Below are 22,020 nucleotides of genomic sequence, written 5' to 3' on the forward strand. Positions count from 1 at the left end.
ATAATGCAATATGCAATTTTTTAACTTAAAAAACAACCAATACCATAGATTATAAATAATAATTTGATACATATGCATTCATTTATCAATTTACCACAAAATCTTTTACCTGAAGTTGAATGGTTACGTTATCTTTCCATTGATTTTCTGATAACGAATAAACCATATTCATTAATTTAAGATTTTTTGTTGCATTAAGCATTTCGCCTTTTTTAAAGGCAATTGCAGGAAAAGGTTTTGAATTATTCTGTTTGACGAACATACGCAAATGCTCGTTATTTTTGCCGATACACTGCGCATTGCCGGTATCAAAAACATTGGGAGTTAAAAAAACAGGTGTCATATTTCCGGGACCATGCGGTTCGAACTGTTTCAAAATACGGAGCGTTTTTTCATCAAAATCATCAAAATTCACCACGGCATCAATTTCAATTTCTTCGGTTTGCTGTTCTTCACAAATGGTTGATTTTACCACTTCTTCAAACTTCGACTTAAAATTTTCGTATTCAGAATCTTTAATTGTTAAACCTGCTGCATACATGTGACCGCCAAACTGAATAATGTGTTCCGAACATTTTTCTAATGCCTGATACACATCAAACCCCTTAACAGATCGAGCCGAAGCTGCAAGATAATCGCCGCTTTTTGTGAAAACAAGAGTTGGGCGATAATACGTTTCGATCAACCTAGAAGCAACAATTCCAATAACACCTTTGTGCCAGCTTTCGTGATAAACAACCGATGAAAACGTATTTTCTTCGTTATTTTCAATGATTTGATTTAAGGCTTCTTCGGTAATCTGCTGGTCTAAAACTCGTCGGTTCATATTAAACTCGTCAATTTCTTTGGCAAATTCAATGGCTTCATCCAAATCAAATTCGGTCAATAATCTAACGGCATAATTTCCGTGTTTAATGCGTCCAGCAGCATTTATTCGGGGTGCAATTTTAAAAACCACATCGGTAATCGTAAATTCTTTAATAGCAAACTGCTTTTTCATTGCCAAAATACCCGGTCGCGGATTGCTATTAATAACCTGCAAACCGTAATATGCCAGAATGCGGTTTTCATCGACAATTGGCACAATATCGGCCGCAATGGCTGTTGCAACCAAATCTAAATACGGAATTAAATCTTCGATGGTTTCCTCACGATTCGCCGCCAAAGCCTGTATCAATTTAAAACCCACACCGCAACCGCACAATTCCTTAAACGGATAATTGCAATCTTTTTGTTTGGGATCTAAAACCGCAACGGCATTCGGAACCTCATCGCCGGGTAAATGGTGGTCGCAGATTACAAAATCGATTCCTTTTTGAGTGGCATATTCTATTTTATCAATTGATTTTATGCCGCAATCTAACGCAATAATCAGTGTAATTCCGTTGTCTTCGGCGTAATCGATTCCTTGGTTTGATATTCCGTAACCTTCTGCATATCGGTCGGGAATATACGTATCAACATCGGGATAAAAACTTTTAAGATAAGACGACATCAACGCAACCGCCGTGGTTCCATCAACATCATAATCGCCAAAAACCAAAATACGTTCGTTGGTTAAAATGGCTTTTTCTATACGTGTAACGGCTTTATCCATATCTTTCATTAAATACGGATTGCACAGATCTTCTAATTCTGGTCGAAAAAACTTTTTAGCCTGATTAAATGTGGCAATACCGCGCTGCGCCAACAAATTGGCAATAAGCGGCGTTACATTTAATGAAGTTATTAAATGTTGAACAATTTCAGGATCAGGATTTTGTTTTAAAGACCAACGCATAGTAAAAATGTAAAAGCACCCCAAAAATGATGTGCGTTTAAGGTACAAAATTATTTTAATATTATGGTTTTTGCAAGGTTGATTTTTGTCGCTGATTTAAAAAGAATATGTATATTGGATCGTAGCAAATAATTTAAAATCGAAATCTGATGAAAATGTCATTTTTAATTTTTATTTTCTTTTTCTCAACCCAAGTTTTTTCCACACCTCAAATTCCTGATACATTAGTGTATAATGGTAAGAAATACGATTTTGATATAGATTATTTTTCTCCTGCTCATAAGTATTTTCATGAGAGTGACTTTGTTGCGCCAAAAGAAGCCGTTATAACAACAGCAAATTATTATCCATTCATATTTACTTATGAAATAATTAATTCTAACCTATACTTAACCGATGTAAATATCTATGTAAAAGGTATAAACACTTATTTACAAGTAAAAAGTGTTTTTAAAGATTATTTTCCAAATGATGATAAAATATTAATGAATGTTAATCAAATAGTTATAATACCTAATGGTGAAATAATTTCAACCGACACAAATGGATGGTCTGATTCTTATAACTCAAAGTACTTAATATTTCAATTTAGCAAAGGAAAAGTCACCAAATCACTAAATTTAACTCATGAAGAATATTTAAATGAATGTAAAAATCAATTTCAAAATTATAAAACCACTAGAGAATTCAAAAGTTTAATAAAAAGTGCCAAATTTAATGAAGAACTAAATATTCACAATAAAATTTATCCTTTCGAGCTAAACCTAACCGCTGAACAATACATGGAAAAACGCATTTTTTATTATTTAGATAATATTAGGTAATATTTGAAATCCATGTATTTTATAGAAAGTAAATTTTCTAGAAAAACAAAAAGGAAGCCAAATAGCTTCCTTTCTCTTTAAACCTTATGAAAAACTGTTTCAATTTTAACATCGGCAAAACTGCGAAACATATGCATAACTCCGCAATATTTTTCAACCGAAAGTTCTACAGCACGGCTTAATTTTTCTTCGTTTAAATTACTTCCGTAAAAATGATAGGTAACCGTAACTTTATCATAAACCTGTGGTTCGGTATCGGTTAAAAAGCCCTGTGTTTCAATGTTGAAATCGGTTACTTCTAACCTCATCTTTTTAATCAGCGAAGCAACATCCAACCCCGAACAGCCTGCTAAAGCCGACAACATCAACGCTTTCGGACGCAGTCCGTTGTTTGTTCCGCCTACTTCTTCGGCAGCATCAATGATTAACGAACCGCCCGGATTGGTCGATTCAAACTGCATGTTTCCTTTCCAGGTTGTGGTTATTTTATGGCTACTCATTTTTATTCTTTTTTTCTTTTTGTTTACCTGCTACAATTACAACTATTTCGCCTTTTGGCGGTTTGACTTCAAAATGCTTCAACACTTCTTCTACCGATCCGCGTACGGTTTCTTCGTGCAGTTTTGATAATTCTCGCGATACCGAAACCTGGCGTTCTTTACCAAAATAGGTTTCAAATTCCGCCAATGTTTTTACCAGTTTGTGTGGTGATACATACAAAATCATGGTTCGGGTCTCTTCTGCCAATGCCAAAAAACGCGTTTGACGACCTTTTTTATCGGGCAAAAATCCTTCGAACACGAATTTATCATTTGGCAATCCACTGTTTACCAATGCCGGTACAAAAGCAGTTGCGCCCGGCAAACATTCCACAGGAATATCGTTTTCTACACAGGCACGTGTTAACAAAAATCCGGGATCGGAAATCGCGGGCGTTCCAGCATCAGAAATCAACGCAATAGTTTGTCCGTTTTTTAATTTCTGCACCGTATGTTCCACCGTTTGATGCTCGTTGTGCATGTGGTGACTGTGCATTTGCGTACCAATTTCAAAATGCTTTAACAATTTGCTGCTGGTGCGCGTGTCTTCTGCCAAAATTAAATCGACTTCCTTTAAAACCTTAATGGCTCTAAAAGTCATGTCTTCTAAATTGCCAATGGGCGTTGGCACAATGTATAATTTACTCATTTTTTGAGTTTCTTTTTAAACGTAATTTTGTCATTCTGAATGAAACGAAGTGGAATGAAGAATCTCTATTAAAAATGAAACAGATTGCTTCGCCAGTTCGCTATCGCTCGTGTCCTCCTTCGTCAGAATGACAGTTTATTGTGATAATTATTACTACAAAAATCTTTTTTCAACCAACAGCATAAAACGGGTTTCGTAATCGTCTTTTCCGTTCCAGTTGTTAAATTCGGGTTTCACTAGATCATCGATAAAATCTTTTGCTTCTTCGTAGCTTTCAATCGTGTTTAACTGCGCAATTACTCGATTTAAATCGTCGCTACTACCATTAAACAAGTTCTTTTCAAACGCAATTCTGTCATTCAAACCAATCGAAATTTTATTGGCAAACGCATCGTTTATCGATTTGTTTAAAGGAATTTGACGGTAATTTTCTGTCGATTTTTCTGCTGCCTGATTGGTTACAAAATGCTGCGATCCCTTAAAAGTATCTTCTTCTTTTTCGTTAGAATCATTGGTATTAAAAAGCTCGTTATGAGGAATAGAAAAAACCGGATCGATCTCTAACGTAGCACGTTCAACCGCTTCTTTTGCATCTTCCACAGGATCTAACTGTTCAACAATTTTTATTTCTTCCTCAACTTCTTCAACCGATTTTATGGTTTCTTCGATCGATGGTGTAAATTCTATCGTATTATTTTCGGTTTCTGATTCTTCTTCAGTAGGAATTTCTTCTACAACTTCCTCTGTTGATTCTTCTTCTTTCTCTTCCTCTTCTTCTACATTTTCAACAGAAGCTTCAACCGGTGGCGCTGCTTCAATAGCTGCTGCGTTGGTTACGCTTAATTCAATTGGTGTAATTAATTCTTCCTCAAAAGTTACCACATCGTCTTTCTTTTCTTCCGTTAAAAAAACGCTTACAGGTTGCTCTTCTTTAACATCTTCCAACAATTTTTCAGGAGTTAGCGAAGGATCCAATCGAAACTTGTTATCTTCGTAAAACTGCAGTAAAACTAATTTGTTATGCAGCAGTTCGGTTTCTTTCAGCAAAGAAGAAATTTCCGATTTATCTTTTAATTTCAAGATTCGGTGGGCGATACTTATTAAATCTGATTCAATGATTTTCTTCATAACTTTTAACGGTTTTAAATTTTACCAACTTATTTTTTGATAAATTTGCAGGATACAAAGTAACAGAAAAAACTGTTTTAAACAACTTATAATTGCTAAAATGTTTCTTGAAAATCCGGTAAATCATACAGAAAAATTTGGATGGATCGAAGTGATCTGCGGCTCGATGTTTTCGGGAAAAACCGAAGAATTGATTCGTAGATTGCGCCGTGCACAGTTTGCCAAACAGCGTGTAGAAATCTTTAAACCTGCTCTTGATACGCGTTATGACCAGGAAAATGTGGTTTCGCACCAAGGAAACGAAATTAGATCCACGCCTGTTCCTGCTGCGGCAAATATTAGAATTTTAGCCGATGGTTGTGATGTGATCGGGATTGATGAAGCGCAGTTTTTCGATGATGAAATTGTTACTGTTTGCAACGATTTGGCTAACGCCGGAATCCGCGTTATTGTTGCTGGTTTGGATATGGATTTTAAAGGGCAGCCTTTTGGACCAATGCCTGCTTTAATGGCGACTGCCGAATATGTTACCAAAGTACACGCGGTTTGCACACGCACCGGAAATTTAGCCAACTATAGCTTTAGAAAAGCAGCTAACGATAATTTGGTTATGTTGGGCGAAACCAATGAATACGAGCCTTTAAGCCGAGCGGCTTACTACAAGGCGATGCGAGAAGATCAGTAGGTTACTTTAAAATATAACGAACGTTTAGTTTGGTGTTTGTATCTAAAACACCTTCTAACGGTTGGTATTTTAAAAGTCCGTCTTTGGTTAGTTCTATAATTTTTACTTTATCTTTTTCAAACCAAGTAATTTGATATTCTAAATCGGTTGGTTTAATTTCAAGCGCATTGTTACTTGCATCTGCACTGCTAATTACTGCCGATCCATAAAATTGATTATAATAATCAAATAAATCAAAAGTTAAAGGTTCTGTAACTTCACTATTTAAAGGCATTAACACGTTTGGCGCAACAAACATCTGCGTTTTAGTTAATAGTTCTTTTCTTAAAACCTCTTGGTTTGATGTTTTTAGCTGTTGTTCGATCCATTCTTTATAAGATCCTTCAAAACCTTTGGTTTGCGCGTGTTCGTATGCTTTTTCGCCATCGTTCCCAACTACAGATTCTACCCATTCTGTGAATGTTCCGTAAAAACCATGTTTCAAAGCCATTTCGTAAGGCGATTTTCCTTTAGATGTATTTAAAGATTGTATCCATTCGGTTACAATTGCAGTGGTTTTATCGCGTTTTGCAATTTCAACATCTACTTCACGTCCCCAAAGCATTTTCATCCAATCTTCTTCCGTTCCAACGTAACCTTTGTCAACAGCTTGCTGGTAGGCTGATTTTCCACCTTTTGCATCAATCATTTCAATCCATTCGGTTACCGTTCCATCAAAACCCTCGTTAACGGCAATTTCGTAATCATTGCTAGGTTTTGCAATAATTAGTGTGTTAGTTGCCGATATTTTCACAGGGACTTCTTCTGCAACTTTTGGTGCTTCTTCAATAATTTCAGTATTTTCTACAATCGTATTTTGGGTAGGATTAAACGGAACTTCTTCTCTTTTTACCACCTCAACAACTTCAATCACATCTAACAAAACAGATTGCGGATCTTCGCTGGTAATCAAAACCGGTTCGTTGGTAGTTAGTTTAGGTAATTCGGCAGTAACAGCAACTTCTTCTTTTGCATGAACAGCGGTAACTTCTTTTTTAGGAACTTCTACAACTTCAATTACGTCTAAAACTGCTGGTTTTTTTTCAGGAACAATCTCAGCTGGTTTTGTATATGTAATTAAATCTTGTTTTTTTATTGATTTTGAAAGTGTGGTAAAATCAGAAGCCGAAACAATGTAAGTATCTAAAGCTTCCACCGGAAACAGATAAACTACATCATTTACATCTTTTATTTTTAACGGATTTTTATTGTCTTTTGATATCGTAAAAAGCGTTTTAAAATCGGCATACGGTTTAAATAATTCGCCTGTGTTTAAAATTTCGTACCATTGATCGTCAACCCACATAAAGAAACCTTCTTGAATAAATGGTGAATTAGGGTGAATCAAAACATTGTATCCAAAATCATTTCCGTCGGCAGTTGCTTTTTTATGAACATCTTCAATTTGTAGATAGGGCGCAGCGTAATACACCGCATTTTCTTGCTGGGCAGTTACCGTAAAAGGAATACAAACTAAAATTACAAGATATTTCAACATTTTTCTCTTTTTAAAACGTTGCAAATGTACATATTTATCAAAAATAAATAACAAATTGCCAACATGGTTTATCTTTGTATTAACAAACTAAATTTTTAAATGGAAACTACATCATACGTTACTACAACTTTTAAGAATTCTATTGCTGTTGTTGAATTTTTTCATCCGGCAAGTAATTCGTTCCCAAGTTCGCAACTGGCAGAACTAACAAATGCTATTAACGCTTTAAATTCGAATAATGATATCCGAGTTATTGTATTGAAAAGTGCAGGTGAAAAGGCTTTTTGTGCAGGTGCATCGTTTGATGAATTGTTGCAAGTGAGTAATTTGGAACAAGGCGGACAATTTTTCAGCGGATTTGCCAATGTTATCAATGCCATGAGAAAATCGAATAAAATAATTATTGGTCGTATTCAAGGAAAAACTGTTGGCGGTGGTGTTGGTTTGGCTGCAGCTTGCGATTATACGTTTGCTACTAAAAACGCTTCGATTAAATTGTCGGAACTGGCTATTGGTATTGGTCCGTTTGTGATTGAACCTGCTGTGAGCCGTAAAATTGGCAAACCTGCTTTAGCGGAAATGACGCTTGATGCCGAAAATTGGAAAAGTGCCAATTGGGCTTTTGATAATAAATTATTCACGCAATTGTTTGATGATGCTACACAAATGGACGAAGCCTTGGAAAAATTTGCTACACGTTTAAGCACTTATAATCCAGAAGCTTTATACGAAATGAAAAAGGTTTTATGGGAAGGTACCGAAAATTGGGATACACTTTTAAAAGAACGCGCTGCTATTTCGGGTAAATTGGTTTTATCTGATTTTACCGTGAATGCGCTGAATGCTTTTAAGGGGAAATAATATGAAGAGCCTGCTAAAGCAGGCTCTTCAACTATTAATCAATAAATTTTAAAATTCTTCATAATTTTAAAAACTAAATATAATCCTTAATTTATAAAAAAAACAAAAAAGCCTGTGAAAAACACAGACTTTTGAGTATTAACCTTTTAAAACATGATTGAGAAAAAAACTCTATCTATTTTGTTCAAATATAAAATATTTTTTCTAAATAAAAAACAAAAAAGCTTACCGGATGTAAACTTTTGATAAATAACTCAAATTCTCATGTATGCACAAAAAAACCACTAAAAACATAGTGTTTTTTTTTAGAAAAATCAATCATTTATTTAATTATCTAAGGCAATTCTCGTAAATTCTTAACAAATTCGCCGTTTTCAAAAAAGAATAAACTTCCATCCCAATTTTCTTTTGCATTATATTTTAAACCTTTTAATTCATTATCAAAATAGGTCACATATCTTCTTTTAAGCTGTTTCCCAAAATAATTACTGTCCATTACATATAATTGCGATTGATAACTTTCTGCCAAAGTATAATCTAAATTAAAATAACTGGTCATGACCAAGAAAAGTTTATAGTCATTCTTTTTTGCCCAATTTTCATAAACATATAACGGTTTACAAAATTCAGACGAACAACCATTTGCAAAAGTATAAACCAATGCTTTAGGATATTTTTTCAGTTCTTCACGCAATTCTAATGCACTAATAACATAAATTTTATCTTTATCTGTTTGTAAATTTGGCTCAAACGATTTAATCATTGCTTTTTGTTGATCGGTAAGATCATTAAAGTCGTCTGAAAGCCCTCCCATTTTAACTACTCCACATGAATTTAAAAGGAATAAAAGACTAAATAAGGTAAAAAATTTCTTCATAAGATTGTTTTATTGCTACTTCAAATATACATTAAATTTTAAATCACTAATTTTGCTAAAATTTTCGAATCATGAGTTTTATCAGAATCACCAAACAATTTACTTTTGAAACCGGTCATGCACTTTATGGTTACGACGGAAAATGTAGAAATGTTCACGGACACAGCTACAAACTGTCGGTTACCGTTATTGGGCAGCCTATAACCGATAAAAACCATGTAAAATACGGAATGGTGATCGATTTTACCGATTTAAAAACCATTGTACGCGAAGAAGTGGTAGATCAGTTTGATCATGCTACTGTTTTTAACCAAAATACGCCGCACGTAGAATTGGCTAAGGAGTTAGAACAACGTGGACACCATGTTATCTTGGTGGATTATCAACCTACAAGCGAGAATTTAGTGATTGATTATGCCGAACGAATTAAAAATCGTTTGCCGCAAAACATCAAATTATTTTCTTTGCGTTTACAAGAAACCGAAAGTTCATACGCAGAATGGTTTGCTTCTGATAACCTGTAAGCATGATTACGTTAGAAATCCCTGCAGATAAAAAAGTTTATTTTACGTCCGACCATCATTTCGGAGCACCTACCCGTGAAAAAAGTCTTCCGCGCGAAGCCTTATTTTTAAAGTGGTTGAACGCTATTGAGAAAGATGCCGGTGCGTTGTTTATCGTAGGAGATTTGTTCGATTTTTGGTTTGAATATAAAAAGGTTGTTCCCAAAGGATTTGTCCGTATTCTGGGAAAACTGGCACAAATGCGCGATAACGGCTTGCCTATTTACTTTTTTGTAGGAAACCACGATTTATGGATGGAAGATTATTTTGAAGAAGAACTGGATATTCCTGTTTTTCATGAACCTAAAGTTTTTAAAATATTTGACAAAACCGTTTTTATTGGTCATGGCGATGGTTTGGGTCCGGGCGACAACGGATACAAACGCATGAAAAAAGTGTTTACCAATCCGTTTTCAAAGTGGTTGTTTCGTTGGTTACATCCCGATATTGGTGTACGTTTGGCGGAATATTTATCGGTAAAAAACAAACTAATTTCGGGCGATGATGATGCAAAATACTTGGGCGAGGAAAAAGAATGGCTTATTTTATACGCCAATAAAAAGGTGAACGAACAATTTGCAGATTATTTTATTTTTGGGCACCGACATTTACCAATGACATTGCCGTTGAAAAACAATGCAAATGCCTTGTACATTAATTTAGGCGATTGGATTCAGTATTTTACTTTTGGAACTTTAACTTCTTTAGGTTTTGAACTTTGTTCTTTTTCAAACCAGAATCTTTCTGAACCTTTTCTTCCAAAACCCAATCATGGTGTTTAAAGTGGTTCCATTCTTCCAAAGTTAAATCAACTTCCGGATCAATTAAACGGCTGCTTGGTCGCATATTAATACTTACCCTACTTTGCATGGCATAAACAGCCACATCTTTCCCCTGACTTTTAAAATGATCTTTAATTTTATGTGCCATTTGCCAAATAACATCGGGTGCATTTAAGCGCGAACGCTGTTTTTCGTTCAGTAATTCTGTATTATTAAAAGTTAAACGCTCGTTTGTTTTTTTATCGATCACTTTAAAATGCGTTTCTCCGGTGCGCGATCTTAACATCATTCGCCAGCTTAAACGATGTCCTTCTTCGGTCCATAAAACATCGCCCTTAATAAACCAGTGACGAATTGGCAATAAAATTTGAATGATTAAATACGGAACAAAAAAGTATTTGAAAATAGCGCCATAATCTGTAATTGTTTCGCCATGATATTCTTCTTTTGGTTTGCGTCTAAAAAAGAAATTCCGAATTTGATTAGGCGGGAAAAAGAACACACAAAAACTCAATGCAAAGTACGGAAACACACCAATTTGCAAAGTTATAGAATTGAATACATGAAAAATTAACGAAGCAATTATAGCAAACCAACGGGTACGTTTCCACAGTAATGCAGGAACAATTAGTCCGTCAAAAGCAATTCCCATGTATGCAATAAACAACTGAAATTCGGTTTTTTTGAAAAATCCTTGCACAAATTCCGGCGCATTGGTCATACCTAAAAACATATTTCGGGTTACCGTTCCATCTAACCAATCGGGATAAAACTTAGCGATCGTAGCGTAAAAATACACACAACTTACCTGAATTATAAAAACCAGACGAACCCATTGCGGCATGTAATTCTTTTTTATCGACGGATTTTGTTTAGCATCTATAGAAGCATACGCATTTGCAGGCAAAAAACACATGATTAACCCAATTAACCACATTAAATAGTAGTGATTGTTGTACGATGTTTTTTGTCCGAAATAAGACAAACTCCATAAAACTGTAAGTGCAATAACAGAAAATCGGTATTTGTACCCTAACATCACTCCGACAGAAGCTACAGCCATTAAACCAAAAACCACATACATGGTTTCGTTTTGCAGATGCAACAGCCATTCAAACCCGATAAAAGTAAAATTCGTGGTAGTTTCAATAAAATTTCGGTCGACCCATTTCAATGCTAACGCACCAACAGCTTCGGCAAGGAAAATGATTCCGAAAAAAATCCGAAAAATCACCAATGAAGAATTATCTATTTTCTGAAATGCTTTTTTCCACATAACTAATCCATATTTGAAAGGAAATTTCGAGAAAAAACCTCGTCGTTCTTTAAGGCTTCAATCAACAAATCTAGCGAACCAAAATGTTCTTCGTCCCGAATTTTTGTAAGAAAACGAACGGTAATTTCTTCGTCGTAAATGGTATCGTTAAAATCAAAAATATAAACTTCGATTGTTTTTTCGGTTCCGCCAACCGTCGGGTTTGTTCCCACACTTAACATTCCGTAAAAATCTTTATCTTTAAGCGTAACACCAACCACGTAAACACCAATGGCAGGAATTAGCTTGTAATCTTCGGCAACCTGAATATTCGCTGTGGGATAACCAATGGTTCTGCCCAACTGTTTACCTGTAACTACCGTGCCCGAAACCATATACGGATAGCCCAAATAGGTTTTTGCCAATGCTACATTACCCACATTTAAGGCGTTGCGGATTTTAGTTGAACTTACAGAAACATCGTTTAATTCTTCGGCAGAAATTTGTTCTACATCAAAATGATATTTTTTACCGAATTCTATTAAATCGTGAATATCAGCAGAACGATTCTTTCCAAAACGGTGATCGTATCCTATAATAATTTTTCCGATGTTAAATTGATCTACCAAAATAGTTTTTACAAATTCTTCGGCAGATAAATTGGCAAAATCCTGCGTAAATTCCTGCACTACCAAATGATCAATACCAAAATGATCAATTAGTTTAACGCGTTCGTTTATAGTGTTTAATAATGATATTTGATGATCGGTTTTTAAAACCATTCGTGGATGCGGAAAAAAAGTAAGCACCAAGGTTTCGTAACCATATATTTTTTTTTGAAGCTTTAATTTGTTTAATATTGCCTGATGCCCAATATGCATACCATCAAAAGTACCAAGGGTTACAATGGTTTTCTTTGCAAATTTAAAAGATTGTACTGAGTTAAAAACGTTCACTTTTTACAGTTTTTTCCAAAGTTATTAATAAAATAACGAACCAAAGTTATTTTAGAAGAATCTTAATGTGCTACAATTAAAAAAAGTATAGTAAGATAAACTTCTGTTATCAATAAAGTTAGTATTTTTGGTGAAACAATCATTTTTTATGAAATTTTACAACAAACTAATTTGTTTAATACTTATTTTCTTTACAGGAAACTTGTTTGCACAATTAAACCCGTTTACCGAAAATACAGAACGTTATTTTTCTGAAAAGGAAAAATTCGTTAGAACGCATTATCCACAAAATTTTAAAATTTACTCGTTCAACTTAAAAAAAGTATTAGAATGGGCAAAAGAAGCTCCAGAATTATCTGATGCACCTTCTAAACTAACAGTAATCTTACCAGATGCAAACGGACAATTGTCTACTTATTGGGTTTACAACAACTCGACTATGGAAACGGAGCTCGCAGAAAACGTATCAAACATAAGAAGCTTAAAAGCAGTTGATACAAAAAATAATGGAAATAGCGTAAGTATAAGTATTTCTGATATTTTTGGATTTCATGCAATGGGAATGAAAGCCGATGGATCTGTTTTTTATATTGATAATTACACTAACGATTTAAATAACGTTATGGTGTATCAACGCAACAATTTAGAATTACCAAAAAATAATTTTACCTGTTTGGTTCCAGGCGATAGTTTTGATGAAGCCATTACTACACTAGAAAATCCTGTACAAACACTAAGTTTAGATAATAAGCGCAGAACATATCGTTTGGCATTAGCGTGTACCATTGAATACGCAGCTTTTCACATAAACAACGTACCTGTTGGAACACCAAATACAACTTTAGATCAAAAAAAAGAGATTGTTTTAGCTGCAATGAATGTAACGTTAACCCGCTTAAACCAAATTTTTGAAAGGGAGTTAAATGTGCATTTAAACTTAATTGCCAATAATAAAAGTATCATTTTTATTACTTCTGATGCTTTTAGTAATAATAATGCTAATGCATTAATTGATCAAAGTCAAGATGAAATTGACGCCATCATTGGAACAGCCAATTACGATATTGGACATACATTTAGTACCGGGCAAGGTGGTTTGGCAAGTTTAGGATCGGTATGTAATACATGGGCAAAAGCATCGGGTATTACAGGTTCACCTTCACCGGTAGGCGATCCGTATGATGTAGATTATGTAGCACACGAAATGGGACATCAATTTGGCGCAAATCATACCTTTAATAATTCATGCCAATCTAATAGAAACAGCAATACTGCAATGGAAGTAGGCAGCGGCAGTACCATTATGTCTTACGCAGGTATTTGTAACCCCGATGTTCAAAGCAATGTTGATGCGTATTACCATTACATTAGCATTAGAGAAATGCAAATATTTTTGTTATCTGCAAATTGTGCACAACAAACAACAGTAACTAATTCACCGCCAGTTGTTACACCGCTAACAGCGAAAACTATTCCGTACGGAACACCTTTTATATTAAGCACAACAGCTACAGATGTTAATAGCGATCCATTAACCTATACTTTTGAACAAATTAACACACAAATAGCCACACAACCACCTGTTGAAACAGCTACGACTGGTCCTGCATTTAGATCGGTAGCACCAAGTACAAATAATTTCCGTTCTTTTCCAGATATGTCAACTGTTTTAGACGGAACAACTTTTAGCACCGGAATTGTAGGTAGCAGATGGGAACGTTTGGCAACAGTAGGTAGAAATTATAGTTTTGTTGCAACCGTGCGTGACAATAACCCAACAGGCGCAAGGGTTGTTTACACACAACCGGTAACAATTACGGTAGCTAACACAGGTCCGTTTGTAATTACCGCGCCAAATAACAACCCAGGTACTACAGAAGCTGTTTGGTTTATGGGCGATACCAAAACCATTACGTGGAATGTTGGTGGAACAACAGCAAACAAGATTAATACAGTAAATGTAAATATTTTGGTTTCTACCGATAATGGTACTACATACACAGACTTAGCATTAAATGTACCTAATAACGGAAACGCAACAGTTACAATACCAACTAACTTAACAAGTACGTATGATGCCCGAATTAAAATTGAAGCTGTAGGAAACATTTTTTACACGGTTTCTAAAAAATTCACGTTGTGGGATCCAAATTTGAATACAGAAGAAGTTTCGATTGCTGATTTAAATATTTATCCGAACCCAACAACAAATGTTTTAAATGTTGAATTTTCTACAAAAGATACGGGTAAAACTAAGTTTGATATTTTTGATTTAAACGGCAGATTGATTAAAACGGTTTTTCAAGAAAACACCAACCAAGTAAACCAACAAATAAATGTGGAGAATTTACAAACTGGAACGTACATTTTGGTTATTAATACTGGTAAATATACTGCCACACATAAGTTTATTAAAAAGTAGATTTAATAAAGAGCGTGTCTTAAAAGATAGCGATTGTCAAGCTGAATTCATTTCAGCTTCTCATTAAATATTAATACAAATATCTTTAATCTATTAACAAAACGAGGAAGTCTCATAACTAATGAGATTTCCTCGTTTTTTATTCTTCTTGTTTTTCGTTAATCTTACGTTCCAGTTCTAACTGTAATTCTTCAATTATGGGGCGAACGGTGCTTTCGGGTAAATCGGCAATTATTTTTAAACCTTAACTTTTTATACTGTAAAACAATAAAACATACAGAAAACTATTTTTTTACCAGCTTTTTAACGGCTGTACCTTCATTAGTTTGTAAATGTAACATATACGTACCGCTTGCCAAGTTTTCTACGTTTAGCTGTATTTCTGCTTGCTCATTAAAGTTTTGGGTGGTTATCAATTTTCCTGCAATATCATAAACAGTAACTTGTTGTACAACCATATTTTCAGTGTTGGTTATGTTAACTACATTGGTTGCCGGGTTGGGGTACAAATTAAATTTTGAAGACAACTGCTTGTTAGTGCTTAATATATAAGACGGCAAGGTTTTTAACCCTGAAACTTTTATGTTATCTATTTTTACTATAGATGTTATATCTAAGCTTCCTGCACTAAAATCTAGAGAAAAAGGTATGGTATTATGATAAAAAGGAGCAGTTGCCTGAATGTTTAATGTGGGTATGTAAAAATATACATTCTTGGCATTGTAATCTACAAACATTTCTGCCTTTATCCAAATATTGTGCGGGAAAGGTGTTGTGTTGTAATTTTTTAAATTAAGTGTTTTAAAACTTGTGTTTTCTAAATAGCTACCGCTTATGCGATTCAAGTTTGGACCGAAGTTTGACTGAAATGCTAAACTGATTATGGTAGCATTCACATTAGAAGAATTTAGAATATGTACAGCAAAATTTATCTGACCCACCCCATAAAACTCATATTCAAATTTAAAAATGTTGTTACCTGGGGTACGGTTGTTCCACAACGTAGTTAAAAAACCATCTTCTTGCCTGAAACTATAGCTACCTGGTATTGTGGCTGAATTGGAAGTTATTGTTAATACATTACCCTTGCCAGCCTCTGCAGTTATCATTCCCGTTCCTGAACCAATACTACCACGTGATACCAACCAACCACCCTGTCCGGGGGTGGTGTCATCATAGTTGGTATTCAAATGCCCTGTGGGGTAACTATTAAAATCTTCGGTAAAAAAAGTTTGTGCTTGTGTTGTAAATGGTACAAACAATAACGATATTAAAAATAATTTACCGTTTTTCATAATTCCTTTTTACATGCATTAATTATTTTACTGTTAATGTTAAAGCAAAATGTTGCCAGAAAGTGGTATTACTAAAAAATTACTTTTTAACCAACTTTTTAACGGCTGTACCTTCATTAGTTTGTAAATGTAACATATACGTACCGCTTGCTAAACTTTCTACATTTAACTGTATTTCTGCTTGCTCATTAAAGTTTTGGGTGGTTATCAATTTTCCTGAAACATCATAAACGGTAACTTGCTGTACCAACATATTTTCGCTGTTGGTAATATTTACCACCTTTGTTGCCGGGTTAGGGTATAAATTAAATTTAGCAGCTAATTGTTCGTTACTACTTAATATGTACGATGGCAATGTTTGCAATGCAGTAATTTTTATGTTATCAAACTTAACTACTGATGATAAATTTAAACTACTTACACCAAATGACAATCCTTCAGGTAATCTGCTGTGAGAAAAATTATCAGCTTTTTGGAAGTTGAGCGTTGGTATATAAAAATACACATTCTTGGTATTATAATCTACAAACATTTCTGCTTTTATCCACATATTATACGGAAACGGGTCTGTATTATAATTTTTTAAAATGAGCTCTCTATGAGATGTAGCATACCAATAATTACACACAATGCGTTTAAAAACACTATTAAAAACCACATTAATTAATGTTGACCCTTGACTTGTAATACCGCAATTTCCAATAAAATTATCAGTCCCATAAAATTCATATTCAACCTTTAAAATATTATTACCAGCCGTACGATTGTTCCACAAAGCATCTATAACTCCTTGCGCTTGCCTAAAACTAACTGCCCCAAAAGATAATGTGCCATTAGAAGTTATAACTAACACATTACCTTTACCCGTTTCTGGCGTAACCATTGCGCTTGCTGTTACAGGAGGTGTGGTTCCAGAATACCACCCCCCTTGCTGAGGAGTAGTACTGGTATAATCGTTTATTAAATGACCTGCAGAGTAACTGTTAAAATCTTCGTTAAACAATACTTGCGCTTTTACAGTAGGTATTACAAACAATAAAAAAAGGTATATGGTGAATTTTTTTTTCATGAATAAACTTTTAATAATAAGTTAATTTAAGTTCGGAAACGGGATTATTAGTACCTCCTAAAAAGGTTGTCAAATCTACTGTATAATTGTAAGTTCGTGTACCAACTGTGTAAGTAAATGTATTTTGACTTGGAAAAATACCGTCTTCTAAAACAACTTCATATGAAGGGTTACCCGTATTGTAAAATAACTTTGCTGTAACACCTATTGGTAAACTAGCGGTAACGGTGGTATCTGTCCAAAAAGCAGCATCGCTAGTATCAACTTTTGGCATAATATACCCTTCGGCAACTACATTTAAAGTTATAGGATCAATAGCCTCCCAATAGTAAAAAAATACTTTTCCATACTGTGAAAGCAACCATTCTTCTTGCGTTGTACTTGGCTGATAAGGTGCTGGTGGTGCCGAAATATCAAAGAATATTCCATTTGGATTGTTACCCCCCGCAAAAACATTAGTACCAATAACATGGCAATGATCTGTAGAAAACACCCTAAGTACCGTATTATCCCAAATTGGGGCAGCAAAACCAGATAACGTTATGGGTTTGGCTGGCACAAAATTACCAATTTCATTAAATGTTGGAGCTGGATACATGTTGGGATATTTAGTAGGTGAACCCATAAAATCATAAGGAATTGCAAAAGGATCTGCTACATCTTTAAATATACCGTCAATAAAATCATCAGAATAAGCCAGCCCAATATAAGGTGTTACCTCAAATACAAGACGTGCTGCCGGCGTACCTGAATATTCGGTTGTGTTTTCGTAATGATACCACATTTCTCTGTATTCACGGTTGAATATGTCCCAAAAAGATTTGTAGCCATTGGGGCCAGTGTAAGAATTTGTAGTCATACCGCCACTGTTTCCATTAGCTGTTTGAGAACTGTTGTTTGTTTGATCTACGTCGTCAAACACGCTGTCTGTTGTACAAGCTGCAAGGGTTACTACCCCCCAATAAAAAAAGTAATTTTTTCATAAATAATTGTTTTAAATGTTTAATAAAGTAAATATAATAAATATTTTAACATAAAATTAAACAAAACAAAAAAAGACTAAAAATTAATTTAGTCTTTTTATAGTAACAATTATTCTTCTTGTTTTTCGTTTATCTTTCGTTCTAATTCTAATTGTAATTCTTCAATTACGGGGCGAACGGTACTTTCGGGTAAATCGGCAATACGTATGTACATTAACCCATCAACAGAGTTATTAAATAATGGGTCAACATTAAAAGCTACTACCCTAGCATTTTGTTTTATGTACTTTTTAATTAAAACTGGTAAACGCAATCCGCCTGGCTCTACTTCTTCTATCAGCTTATCAAATTTATTCAAATCGGCTTCGGCTTCATTAAAAACAAAGTCTTTATCGGCATCTTTCAACTGCACTTTATATTCTTTTTTAGGCTGAACATATTGTGCTACGTACGGATCGTAAAAATGCGATTTCATAAATTCAATCATCAACGATTTACTAAAATCCGAGAACTGATTGCTAATACTTACACCACCAATTAAATATTTATGTTCTGGGTAACGCAGTGTGGTATGCACAATTCCTTTCCACAATAAAAACAACGGCATAGGCTTTTGCTGATATACACCAATAATAAAGGCACGACCCATTTCTATAGATTGTTCCATCATGGAATGTAGTTCGGGTTCAAAACGAAACAATTCGGTTAAATAAAAACCATTAATACCATGTTTGGCATAAATATCTTTACCTATACCCATGCGGTATGCTCCGGCAATGCATTTAGCGTCATCGTCCCACAAGAACATGTGTTTGTAAAAAGTATCGTAGTTATCTAGATCAATAGATTTGTTTGTTCCTTCGCCAACCGCTCTAAAAGTAATTTCGCGCAATCTGCCTATTTCACGTAGAATATTCGGAATATTGCAAGCATCGGTTAAAAAAACTTCGTAATTTTTACTCTGCAACAATCGATTGTCCCCTTTACGTAAACCTTCAACTTCTTTCACCATTAAATCTAATAGCACAGGGCGTTCAATTTCTTTTGGCGGAGGTGTTGGCAGTTTAAATGAAGGTATTTTAATGTATTGCTTTTTATCGTCTTTAGTAGTATTCGCTAGTAAATAGGTTTTTTGTCGTAAAAATTTTCCGAAAATTTCTATTGACTCACCGTGTTCGTTTTGTTCGGCAACCGTAATAGGCTTTCCAATACGTACGCGGATTACACGGTCTTTTTGCGTTAATAATTCGGAAGGAAGTTTGGCTGTCTGTAATGTTGGACTAATTTTAGACAGCATATAAAACAACCTGCTGTTTTTTGCGTGAAAGTAAATAGGTATAACCGGAACTTGTGCTTTTCTTATCAATTTTAAAGCGCCTTCTTCCCAAGGTTTGTCTACAATTTTATCGTCTTCTTCAAAATTAGAAACTTCACCTGCCGGGAAAATACCTAATGGTTTTCCATCACTTAAATGGCGTAAGGTTTCTTTTAAGCCCAATACGCTAGACTGCGAATCTTTATGATTATCAAACGGATTAACCGGCATTATAAACGGCTTTAAAGGCTCAATTCTATGCAATAGAAAATTCGCAATGATCCTAAAATCGGGATCGCGTTCACGCATTAATTTCAACAATAAAATACCATCAATACCGCCCAACGGATGATTTGAAACAGTTATATACGGACCTTGTTTAGGTAATCTTTTTAATTCTTCTGGGTCAATTTCAAACTCAATCTGAAATTCGTTCAAAATGGCATTTAAAAAAGTAACGTCTTCTAAATGTTTGTTTCTATCGTAAATTTTGTTTAATTCTGATATTTTAAGCACTTTCATTAACAACCAACCAGAAAAAGTACCAATAAACCCATACTTTTCTAATTTTATTACGCGCGCAATTTCTTTAGCGGTTACCAACCCCATTTAACTATTTTTTTGCAAAGATAACAATTCCTTTCACACCTATTTAAAACCTATTTTATTTATAATATAGTTTTATTGTAAGGTTATGGTTTTAAATATAATAAATTTTACGTTAGTATTAAAACTTTGTTAATAAGATAATTTATAACAAAATACAAAACAACTCGTTAAATGTATTTTTATTAAAGACTGAAATATGTATTTTTGACAAAACACCAAAATAATAATGAAAATTTTATCGTACAATGTCAACGGCATAAGAGCAGCTATAACTAAAGGTTTTTTAGATTGGTTACGAGCTGCAAACCCCGACATTATTTGTTTACAAGAAATAAAAGCAACACAAGAACAAATTCCTGTTTTAGAAATTACTGCTGCGGGATATCCGTATCAATATTATTTTTCGGCAGAAAAAAAAGGTTACAGCGGTGTTGCCATTTTATGTAAAACCGAACCTAAAAATATTGTTTTTGGTACCGGAATTGAGCACATGGATAAGGAAGGAAGAAACCTTCGGGTAGATTTTGACGATGTTTCTGTAATGTCTTTATACCTGCCCTCGGGAACGAATATTGATCGTTTGGGGCATAAATTTCAGTACATGGCAGATTTTCAGAATTACATTAATGAGCTGAAAAAAGAAGTTCCAAACCTTATTATTTGTGGTGATTATAACATTTGTCATCAGGCAATTGATATTCACGACCCTATTCGCAATGCAAAAGTATCGGGATTTTTACCTGAAGAACGTGAATGGTTGGATACTTTTATGAAAAACGGATTTATTGATTCGTTTAGAATGTTGAATCCGGAACCGCATCACTATTCGTGGTGGAGCTATCGTGCAAATGCCCGAAACAATAACAAAGGCTGGAGAATTGATTATAATTTAATTGCAGAAAATATGAAAGATCGTGTAAAACGTGCCTATATTCTGCCCGATGCTAAACATTCTGATCATTGCCCTGTTGCGATAGAAATTGATTAATAAAAACATTTAGAAATATGAAAAAAATAATATTAGCAGCTTGTTGCATACCCTTTTTAACAAGTTGTGTTACCAGAAGATTATATAACGAATTAGACGAAAAGTATAAAAACTGTTCACAAGAATTAGAACGATTAACTGGTGAATCATCTGATCTAAAATCGCAATCTTTTGACTTAGGGACAAAGAATCAATCATTACAAAGTCAGTTACAAGATGCTGTTGCAGAACGTGATAAATTAAAAGTTTCTTACGATCAACTACAGAAAGATTACCAAAGTTTAGAAAAGAATAGCGACCAAGCAATTAAGGCAGAAATTGAACGCTTAAACAGTTTAAAAAACGAGTTAGACGGAAAATCGTCACGTGTTGCAGAGCTAGAAGGTAAATTGGCTGCACAAGATAAAAACCTCCGCAATTTAAAAGAAACACTTTCTAAAGCTTTGTTTGAATTTGAAGGAAAAGGCTTAACGGTTGAACAAAAAAACGGAAAAGTTTATGTATCAATGGAAAACAAATTGTTGTTTCCTTCTGGAAGCTGGACCGTAAGTAACGAGGGTAAAAATGCAGTGGAACAATTAGCCGAAGTTTTAGCTAAAAACCCAGATATTTCTATTTTAATTGAAGGACATACCGATAACGATAAAATCATGGGTAATTTAGGCGGAGGAATAACCACTAACTGGGATTTATCAACCAAACGTGCTACCGCTATTGTAAATATTATTGAACAAACCAATGGTATCGACAAAAAGAACCTAACTGCCGCCGGACGTAGTGAATATGCACCAATGGCATCAAACAGTTCTGCAACTGGGAAAGCTAAAAACCGACGTATTGAAGTAATTCTTACCCCGAAATTAGACGAAATATCAAAATTATTAAATGACTTATAACACTAAT

20 protein-coding genes are annotated in these 22,020 nt (G+C 34.4%); 8 read left to right on the forward strand and 12 right to left on the reverse strand.

The window, feature by feature from the left end; all coding sequences use genetic code 11:
- Positions 1–85: 85 nt before the first annotated feature.
- Complete coding sequence (recJ, locus tag EG242_RS09115; RefSeq protein WP_124899587.1) at positions 86–1,780, reverse strand: single-stranded-DNA-specific exonuclease RecJ; 1,695 nt, start codon at positions 1,778–1,780, stop codon at positions 86–88.
- A gap of 155 nt (positions 1,781–1,935) precedes the next feature.
- Here recJ and EG242_RS09120 point away from each other — a divergent pair, with 155 nt between their 5' ends.
- Positions 1,936–2,604: a hypothetical protein gene (locus tag EG242_RS09120; protein WP_124899588.1), complete on the forward strand. Its 669-nt coding sequence runs from the start codon at positions 1,936–1,938 to the stop codon at positions 2,602–2,604.
- Positions 2,605–2,681: 77 nt separating this feature from the next.
- Here EG242_RS09120 and EG242_RS09125 read toward each other — a convergent pair whose 3' ends face one another.
- From EG242_RS09125 to EG242_RS09135, 3 genes are all read right to left on the reverse strand, one after another.
- The gene (locus EG242_RS09125; RefSeq protein ID WP_124899589.1) at positions 2,682–3,104 is read right to left on the reverse strand and encodes an OsmC family protein; all 423 of its coding nucleotides are present in this window, start codon (positions 3,102–3,104) and stop codon (positions 2,682–2,684) included.
- A complete protein-coding gene (gene rsmI, locus EG242_RS09130) occupies positions 3,097–3,792 on the reverse strand; it encodes a 16S rRNA (cytidine(1402)-2'-O)-methyltransferase (protein WP_124899590.1) in 696 nt (231 codons plus the stop codon). The genes EG242_RS09125 and rsmI overlap by 8 nt, the downstream gene beginning before the upstream one ends.
- A gap of 153 nt (positions 3,793–3,945) precedes the next feature.
- Complete coding sequence (locus EG242_RS09135; RefSeq protein WP_124899591.1) at positions 3,946–4,920, reverse strand: hypothetical protein; 975 nt, start codon at positions 4,918–4,920, stop codon at positions 3,946–3,948.
- A 100-nt stretch (positions 4,921–5,020) separates the two neighbouring features.
- Between EG242_RS09135 and EG242_RS09140 the strand changes: the two genes are divergently transcribed.
- Entirely contained in the window at positions 5,021–5,605 is a 585-nt protein-coding gene (locus EG242_RS09140; RefSeq protein ID WP_124899592.1) for a thymidine kinase, read from the forward strand.
- 1 nt (position 5,606) lies between these two features.
- On the opposite strand, the gene EG242_RS09145 is transcribed toward EG242_RS09140, so the two are convergent.
- Positions 5,607–7,142, reverse strand: a complete 1,536-nt coding sequence (locus tag EG242_RS09145; protein ID WP_124899593.1) for a hypothetical protein — start codon at positions 7,140–7,142, stop codon at positions 5,607–5,609.
- A 99-nt stretch (positions 7,143–7,241) separates the two neighbouring features.
- On the opposite strand from EG242_RS09145, the gene EG242_RS09150 reads away from it, so the two are divergent.
- Positions 7,242–8,003, forward strand: a complete 762-nt coding sequence (locus tag EG242_RS09150; RefSeq protein ID WP_124899594.1) for an enoyl-CoA hydratase/isomerase family protein — start codon at positions 7,242–7,244, stop codon at positions 8,001–8,003.
- A 334-nt stretch (positions 8,004–8,337) separates the two neighbouring features.
- Here EG242_RS09150 and EG242_RS09155 read toward each other — a convergent pair whose 3' ends face one another.
- Positions 8,338–8,880, reverse strand: coding sequence for a hypothetical protein (locus EG242_RS09155; RefSeq protein WP_124899595.1), 543 nt, complete (start codon positions 8,878–8,880; stop codon positions 8,338–8,340).
- Between the two features lie 71 nt (positions 8,881–8,951).
- Between EG242_RS09155 and EG242_RS09160 the strand changes: the two genes are divergently transcribed.
- Together EG242_RS09160 and EG242_RS09165 are read left to right on the forward strand one after the other, a co-directional pair.
- Positions 8,952–9,404 carry a 6-pyruvoyl trahydropterin synthase family protein gene (locus tag EG242_RS09160; protein ID WP_124899596.1) on the forward strand — a complete coding sequence of 151 codons (453 nt, stop codon included), beginning with the start codon at positions 8,952–8,954 and terminating at the stop codon, positions 9,402–9,404.
- A 2-nt stretch (positions 9,405–9,406) separates the two neighbouring features.
- Positions 9,407–10,225 carry a UDP-2,3-diacylglucosamine diphosphatase gene (locus EG242_RS09165; protein WP_124899597.1) on the forward strand — a complete coding sequence of 273 codons (819 nt, stop codon included), beginning with the start codon at positions 9,407–9,409 and terminating at the stop codon, positions 10,223–10,225.
- Here EG242_RS09165 and EG242_RS09170 read toward each other — a convergent pair.
- Both EG242_RS09170 and EG242_RS09175 read right to left on the reverse strand, forming a co-directional pair.
- The gene (locus EG242_RS09170; protein ID WP_124899598.1) at positions 10,125–11,501 is read right to left on the reverse strand and encodes an HTTM domain-containing protein; all 1,377 of its coding nucleotides are present in this window, start codon (positions 11,499–11,501) and stop codon (positions 10,125–10,127) included. The genes EG242_RS09165 and EG242_RS09170 overlap by 101 nt on opposite strands.
- 2 nt (positions 11,502–11,503) lie before the next feature.
- Complete coding sequence (locus tag EG242_RS09175) at positions 11,504–12,436, reverse strand: bifunctional riboflavin kinase/FAD synthetase (protein WP_124899599.1); 933 nt, start codon at positions 12,434–12,436, stop codon at positions 11,504–11,506.
- Between the two features lie 148 nt (positions 12,437–12,584).
- Between EG242_RS09175 and EG242_RS09180 the strand changes: the two genes are divergently transcribed.
- On the forward strand, positions 12,585–14,858 hold the full coding sequence (locus EG242_RS09180; RefSeq protein ID WP_124899600.1) for a zinc-dependent metalloprotease: 2,274 nt from the start codon (positions 12,585–12,587) through the stop codon (positions 14,856–14,858).
- A 284-nt stretch (positions 14,859–15,142) separates the two neighbouring features.
- Here the strand turns inward: EG242_RS09180 and EG242_RS09185 are convergent, their stop codons facing one another.
- The 4 genes from EG242_RS09185 to EG242_RS09200 form a co-directional block, all read right to left on the reverse strand.
- Entirely contained in the window at positions 15,143–16,153 is a 1,011-nt protein-coding gene (locus tag EG242_RS09185) for a T9SS type A sorting domain-containing protein (protein ID WP_124899601.1), read from the reverse strand.
- Positions 16,154–16,232: 79 nt separating this feature from the next.
- Positions 16,233–17,222, reverse strand: coding sequence for a T9SS type A sorting domain-containing protein (locus tag EG242_RS09190; RefSeq protein WP_124899602.1), 990 nt, complete (start codon positions 17,220–17,222; stop codon positions 16,233–16,235).
- A 10-nt stretch (positions 17,223–17,232) separates the two neighbouring features.
- Positions 17,233–18,144 (reverse strand): hypothetical protein, encoded by a 912-nt coding sequence (locus EG242_RS09195; RefSeq protein ID WP_124899603.1) that lies wholly within the window; start codon positions 18,142–18,144, stop codon positions 17,233–17,235.
- A 170-nt stretch (positions 18,145–18,314) separates the two neighbouring features.
- The gene (locus EG242_RS09200) at positions 18,315–20,129 is read right to left on the reverse strand and encodes a GNAT family N-acyltransferase (protein ID WP_124899604.1); all 1,815 of its coding nucleotides are present in this window, start codon (positions 20,127–20,129) and stop codon (positions 18,315–18,317) included.
- A gap of 226 nt (positions 20,130–20,355) precedes the next feature.
- Here EG242_RS09200 and EG242_RS09205 point away from each other — a divergent pair, with 226 nt between their 5' ends.
- Complete coding sequence (locus EG242_RS09205; RefSeq protein WP_124899605.1) at positions 20,356–21,117, forward strand: exodeoxyribonuclease III; 762 nt, start codon at positions 20,356–20,358, stop codon at positions 21,115–21,117.
- 17 nt (positions 21,118–21,134) lie between these two features.
- On the forward strand, positions 21,135–22,013 hold the full coding sequence (locus EG242_RS09210; RefSeq protein WP_124899606.1) for an OmpA/MotB family protein: 879 nt from the start codon (positions 21,135–21,137) through the stop codon (positions 22,011–22,013).
- Positions 22,014–22,020 lie beyond the last annotated feature (7 nt).

Origin of the sequence: Paenimyroides viscosum (assembly GCF_003858535.1) — a bacterium.
Taxonomy (GTDB): domain Bacteria; phylum Bacteroidota; class Bacteroidia; order Flavobacteriales; family Flavobacteriaceae; genus Flavobacterium; species Flavobacterium viscosum.

Coding starts and splice junctions, on each gene's coding strand:
- recJ (WP_124899587.1), bottom strand. CDS start 1,780: ATGCGTTGGTCTTTAAAACAAAATCCTGATCCTGAAATTGTTCAACAT.
- EG242_RS09120 (WP_124899588.1), top strand. CDS start 1,936: ATGTCATTTTTAATTTTTATTTTCTTTTTCTCAACCCAAGTTTTTTCC.
- EG242_RS09125 (WP_124899589.1), bottom strand. CDS start 3,104: ATGAGTAGCCATAAAATAACCACAACCTGGAAAGGAAACATGCAGTTT.
- rsmI (WP_124899590.1), bottom strand. CDS start 3,792: ATGAGTAAATTATACATTGTGCCAACGCCCATTGGCAATTTAGAAGAC.
- EG242_RS09135 (WP_124899591.1), bottom strand. CDS start 4,920: ATGAAGAAAATCATTGAATCAGATTTAATAAGTATCGCCCACCGAATC.
- EG242_RS09140 (WP_124899592.1), top strand. CDS start 5,021: ATGTTTCTTGAAAATCCGGTAAATCATACAGAAAAATTTGGATGGATC.
- EG242_RS09145 (WP_124899593.1), bottom strand. CDS start 7,142: ATGTTGAAATATCTTGTAATTTTAGTTTGTATTCCTTTTACGGTAACT.
- EG242_RS09150 (WP_124899594.1), top strand. CDS start 7,242: ATGGAAACTACATCATACGTTACTACAACTTTTAAGAATTCTATTGCT.
- EG242_RS09155 (WP_124899595.1), bottom strand. CDS start 8,880: ATGAAGAAATTTTTTACCTTATTTAGTCTTTTATTCCTTTTAAATTCA.
- EG242_RS09160 (WP_124899596.1), top strand. CDS start 8,952: ATGAGTTTTATCAGAATCACCAAACAATTTACTTTTGAAACCGGTCAT.
- EG242_RS09165 (WP_124899597.1), top strand. CDS start 9,407: ATGATTACGTTAGAAATCCCTGCAGATAAAAAAGTTTATTTTACGTCC.
- EG242_RS09170 (WP_124899598.1), bottom strand. CDS start 11,501: ATGTGGAAAAAAGCATTTCAGAAAATAGATAATTCTTCATTGGTGATT.
- EG242_RS09180 (WP_124899600.1), top strand. CDS start 12,585: ATGAAATTTTACAACAAACTAATTTGTTTAATACTTATTTTCTTTACA.
- EG242_RS09185 (WP_124899601.1), bottom strand. CDS start 16,153: ATGAAAAACGGTAAATTATTTTTAATATCGTTATTGTTTGTACCATTT.
- EG242_RS09190 (WP_124899602.1), bottom strand. CDS start 17,222: ATGAAAAAAAAATTCACCATATACCTTTTTTTATTGTTTGTAATACCT.
- EG242_RS09200 (WP_124899604.1), bottom strand. CDS start 20,129: ATGGGGTTGGTAACCGCTAAAGAAATTGCGCGCGTAATAAAATTAGAA.
- EG242_RS09205 (WP_124899605.1), top strand. CDS start 20,356: ATGAAAATTTTATCGTACAATGTCAACGGCATAAGAGCAGCTATAACT.
- EG242_RS09210 (WP_124899606.1), top strand. CDS start 21,135: ATGAAAAAAATAATATTAGCAGCTTGTTGCATACCCTTTTTAACAAGT.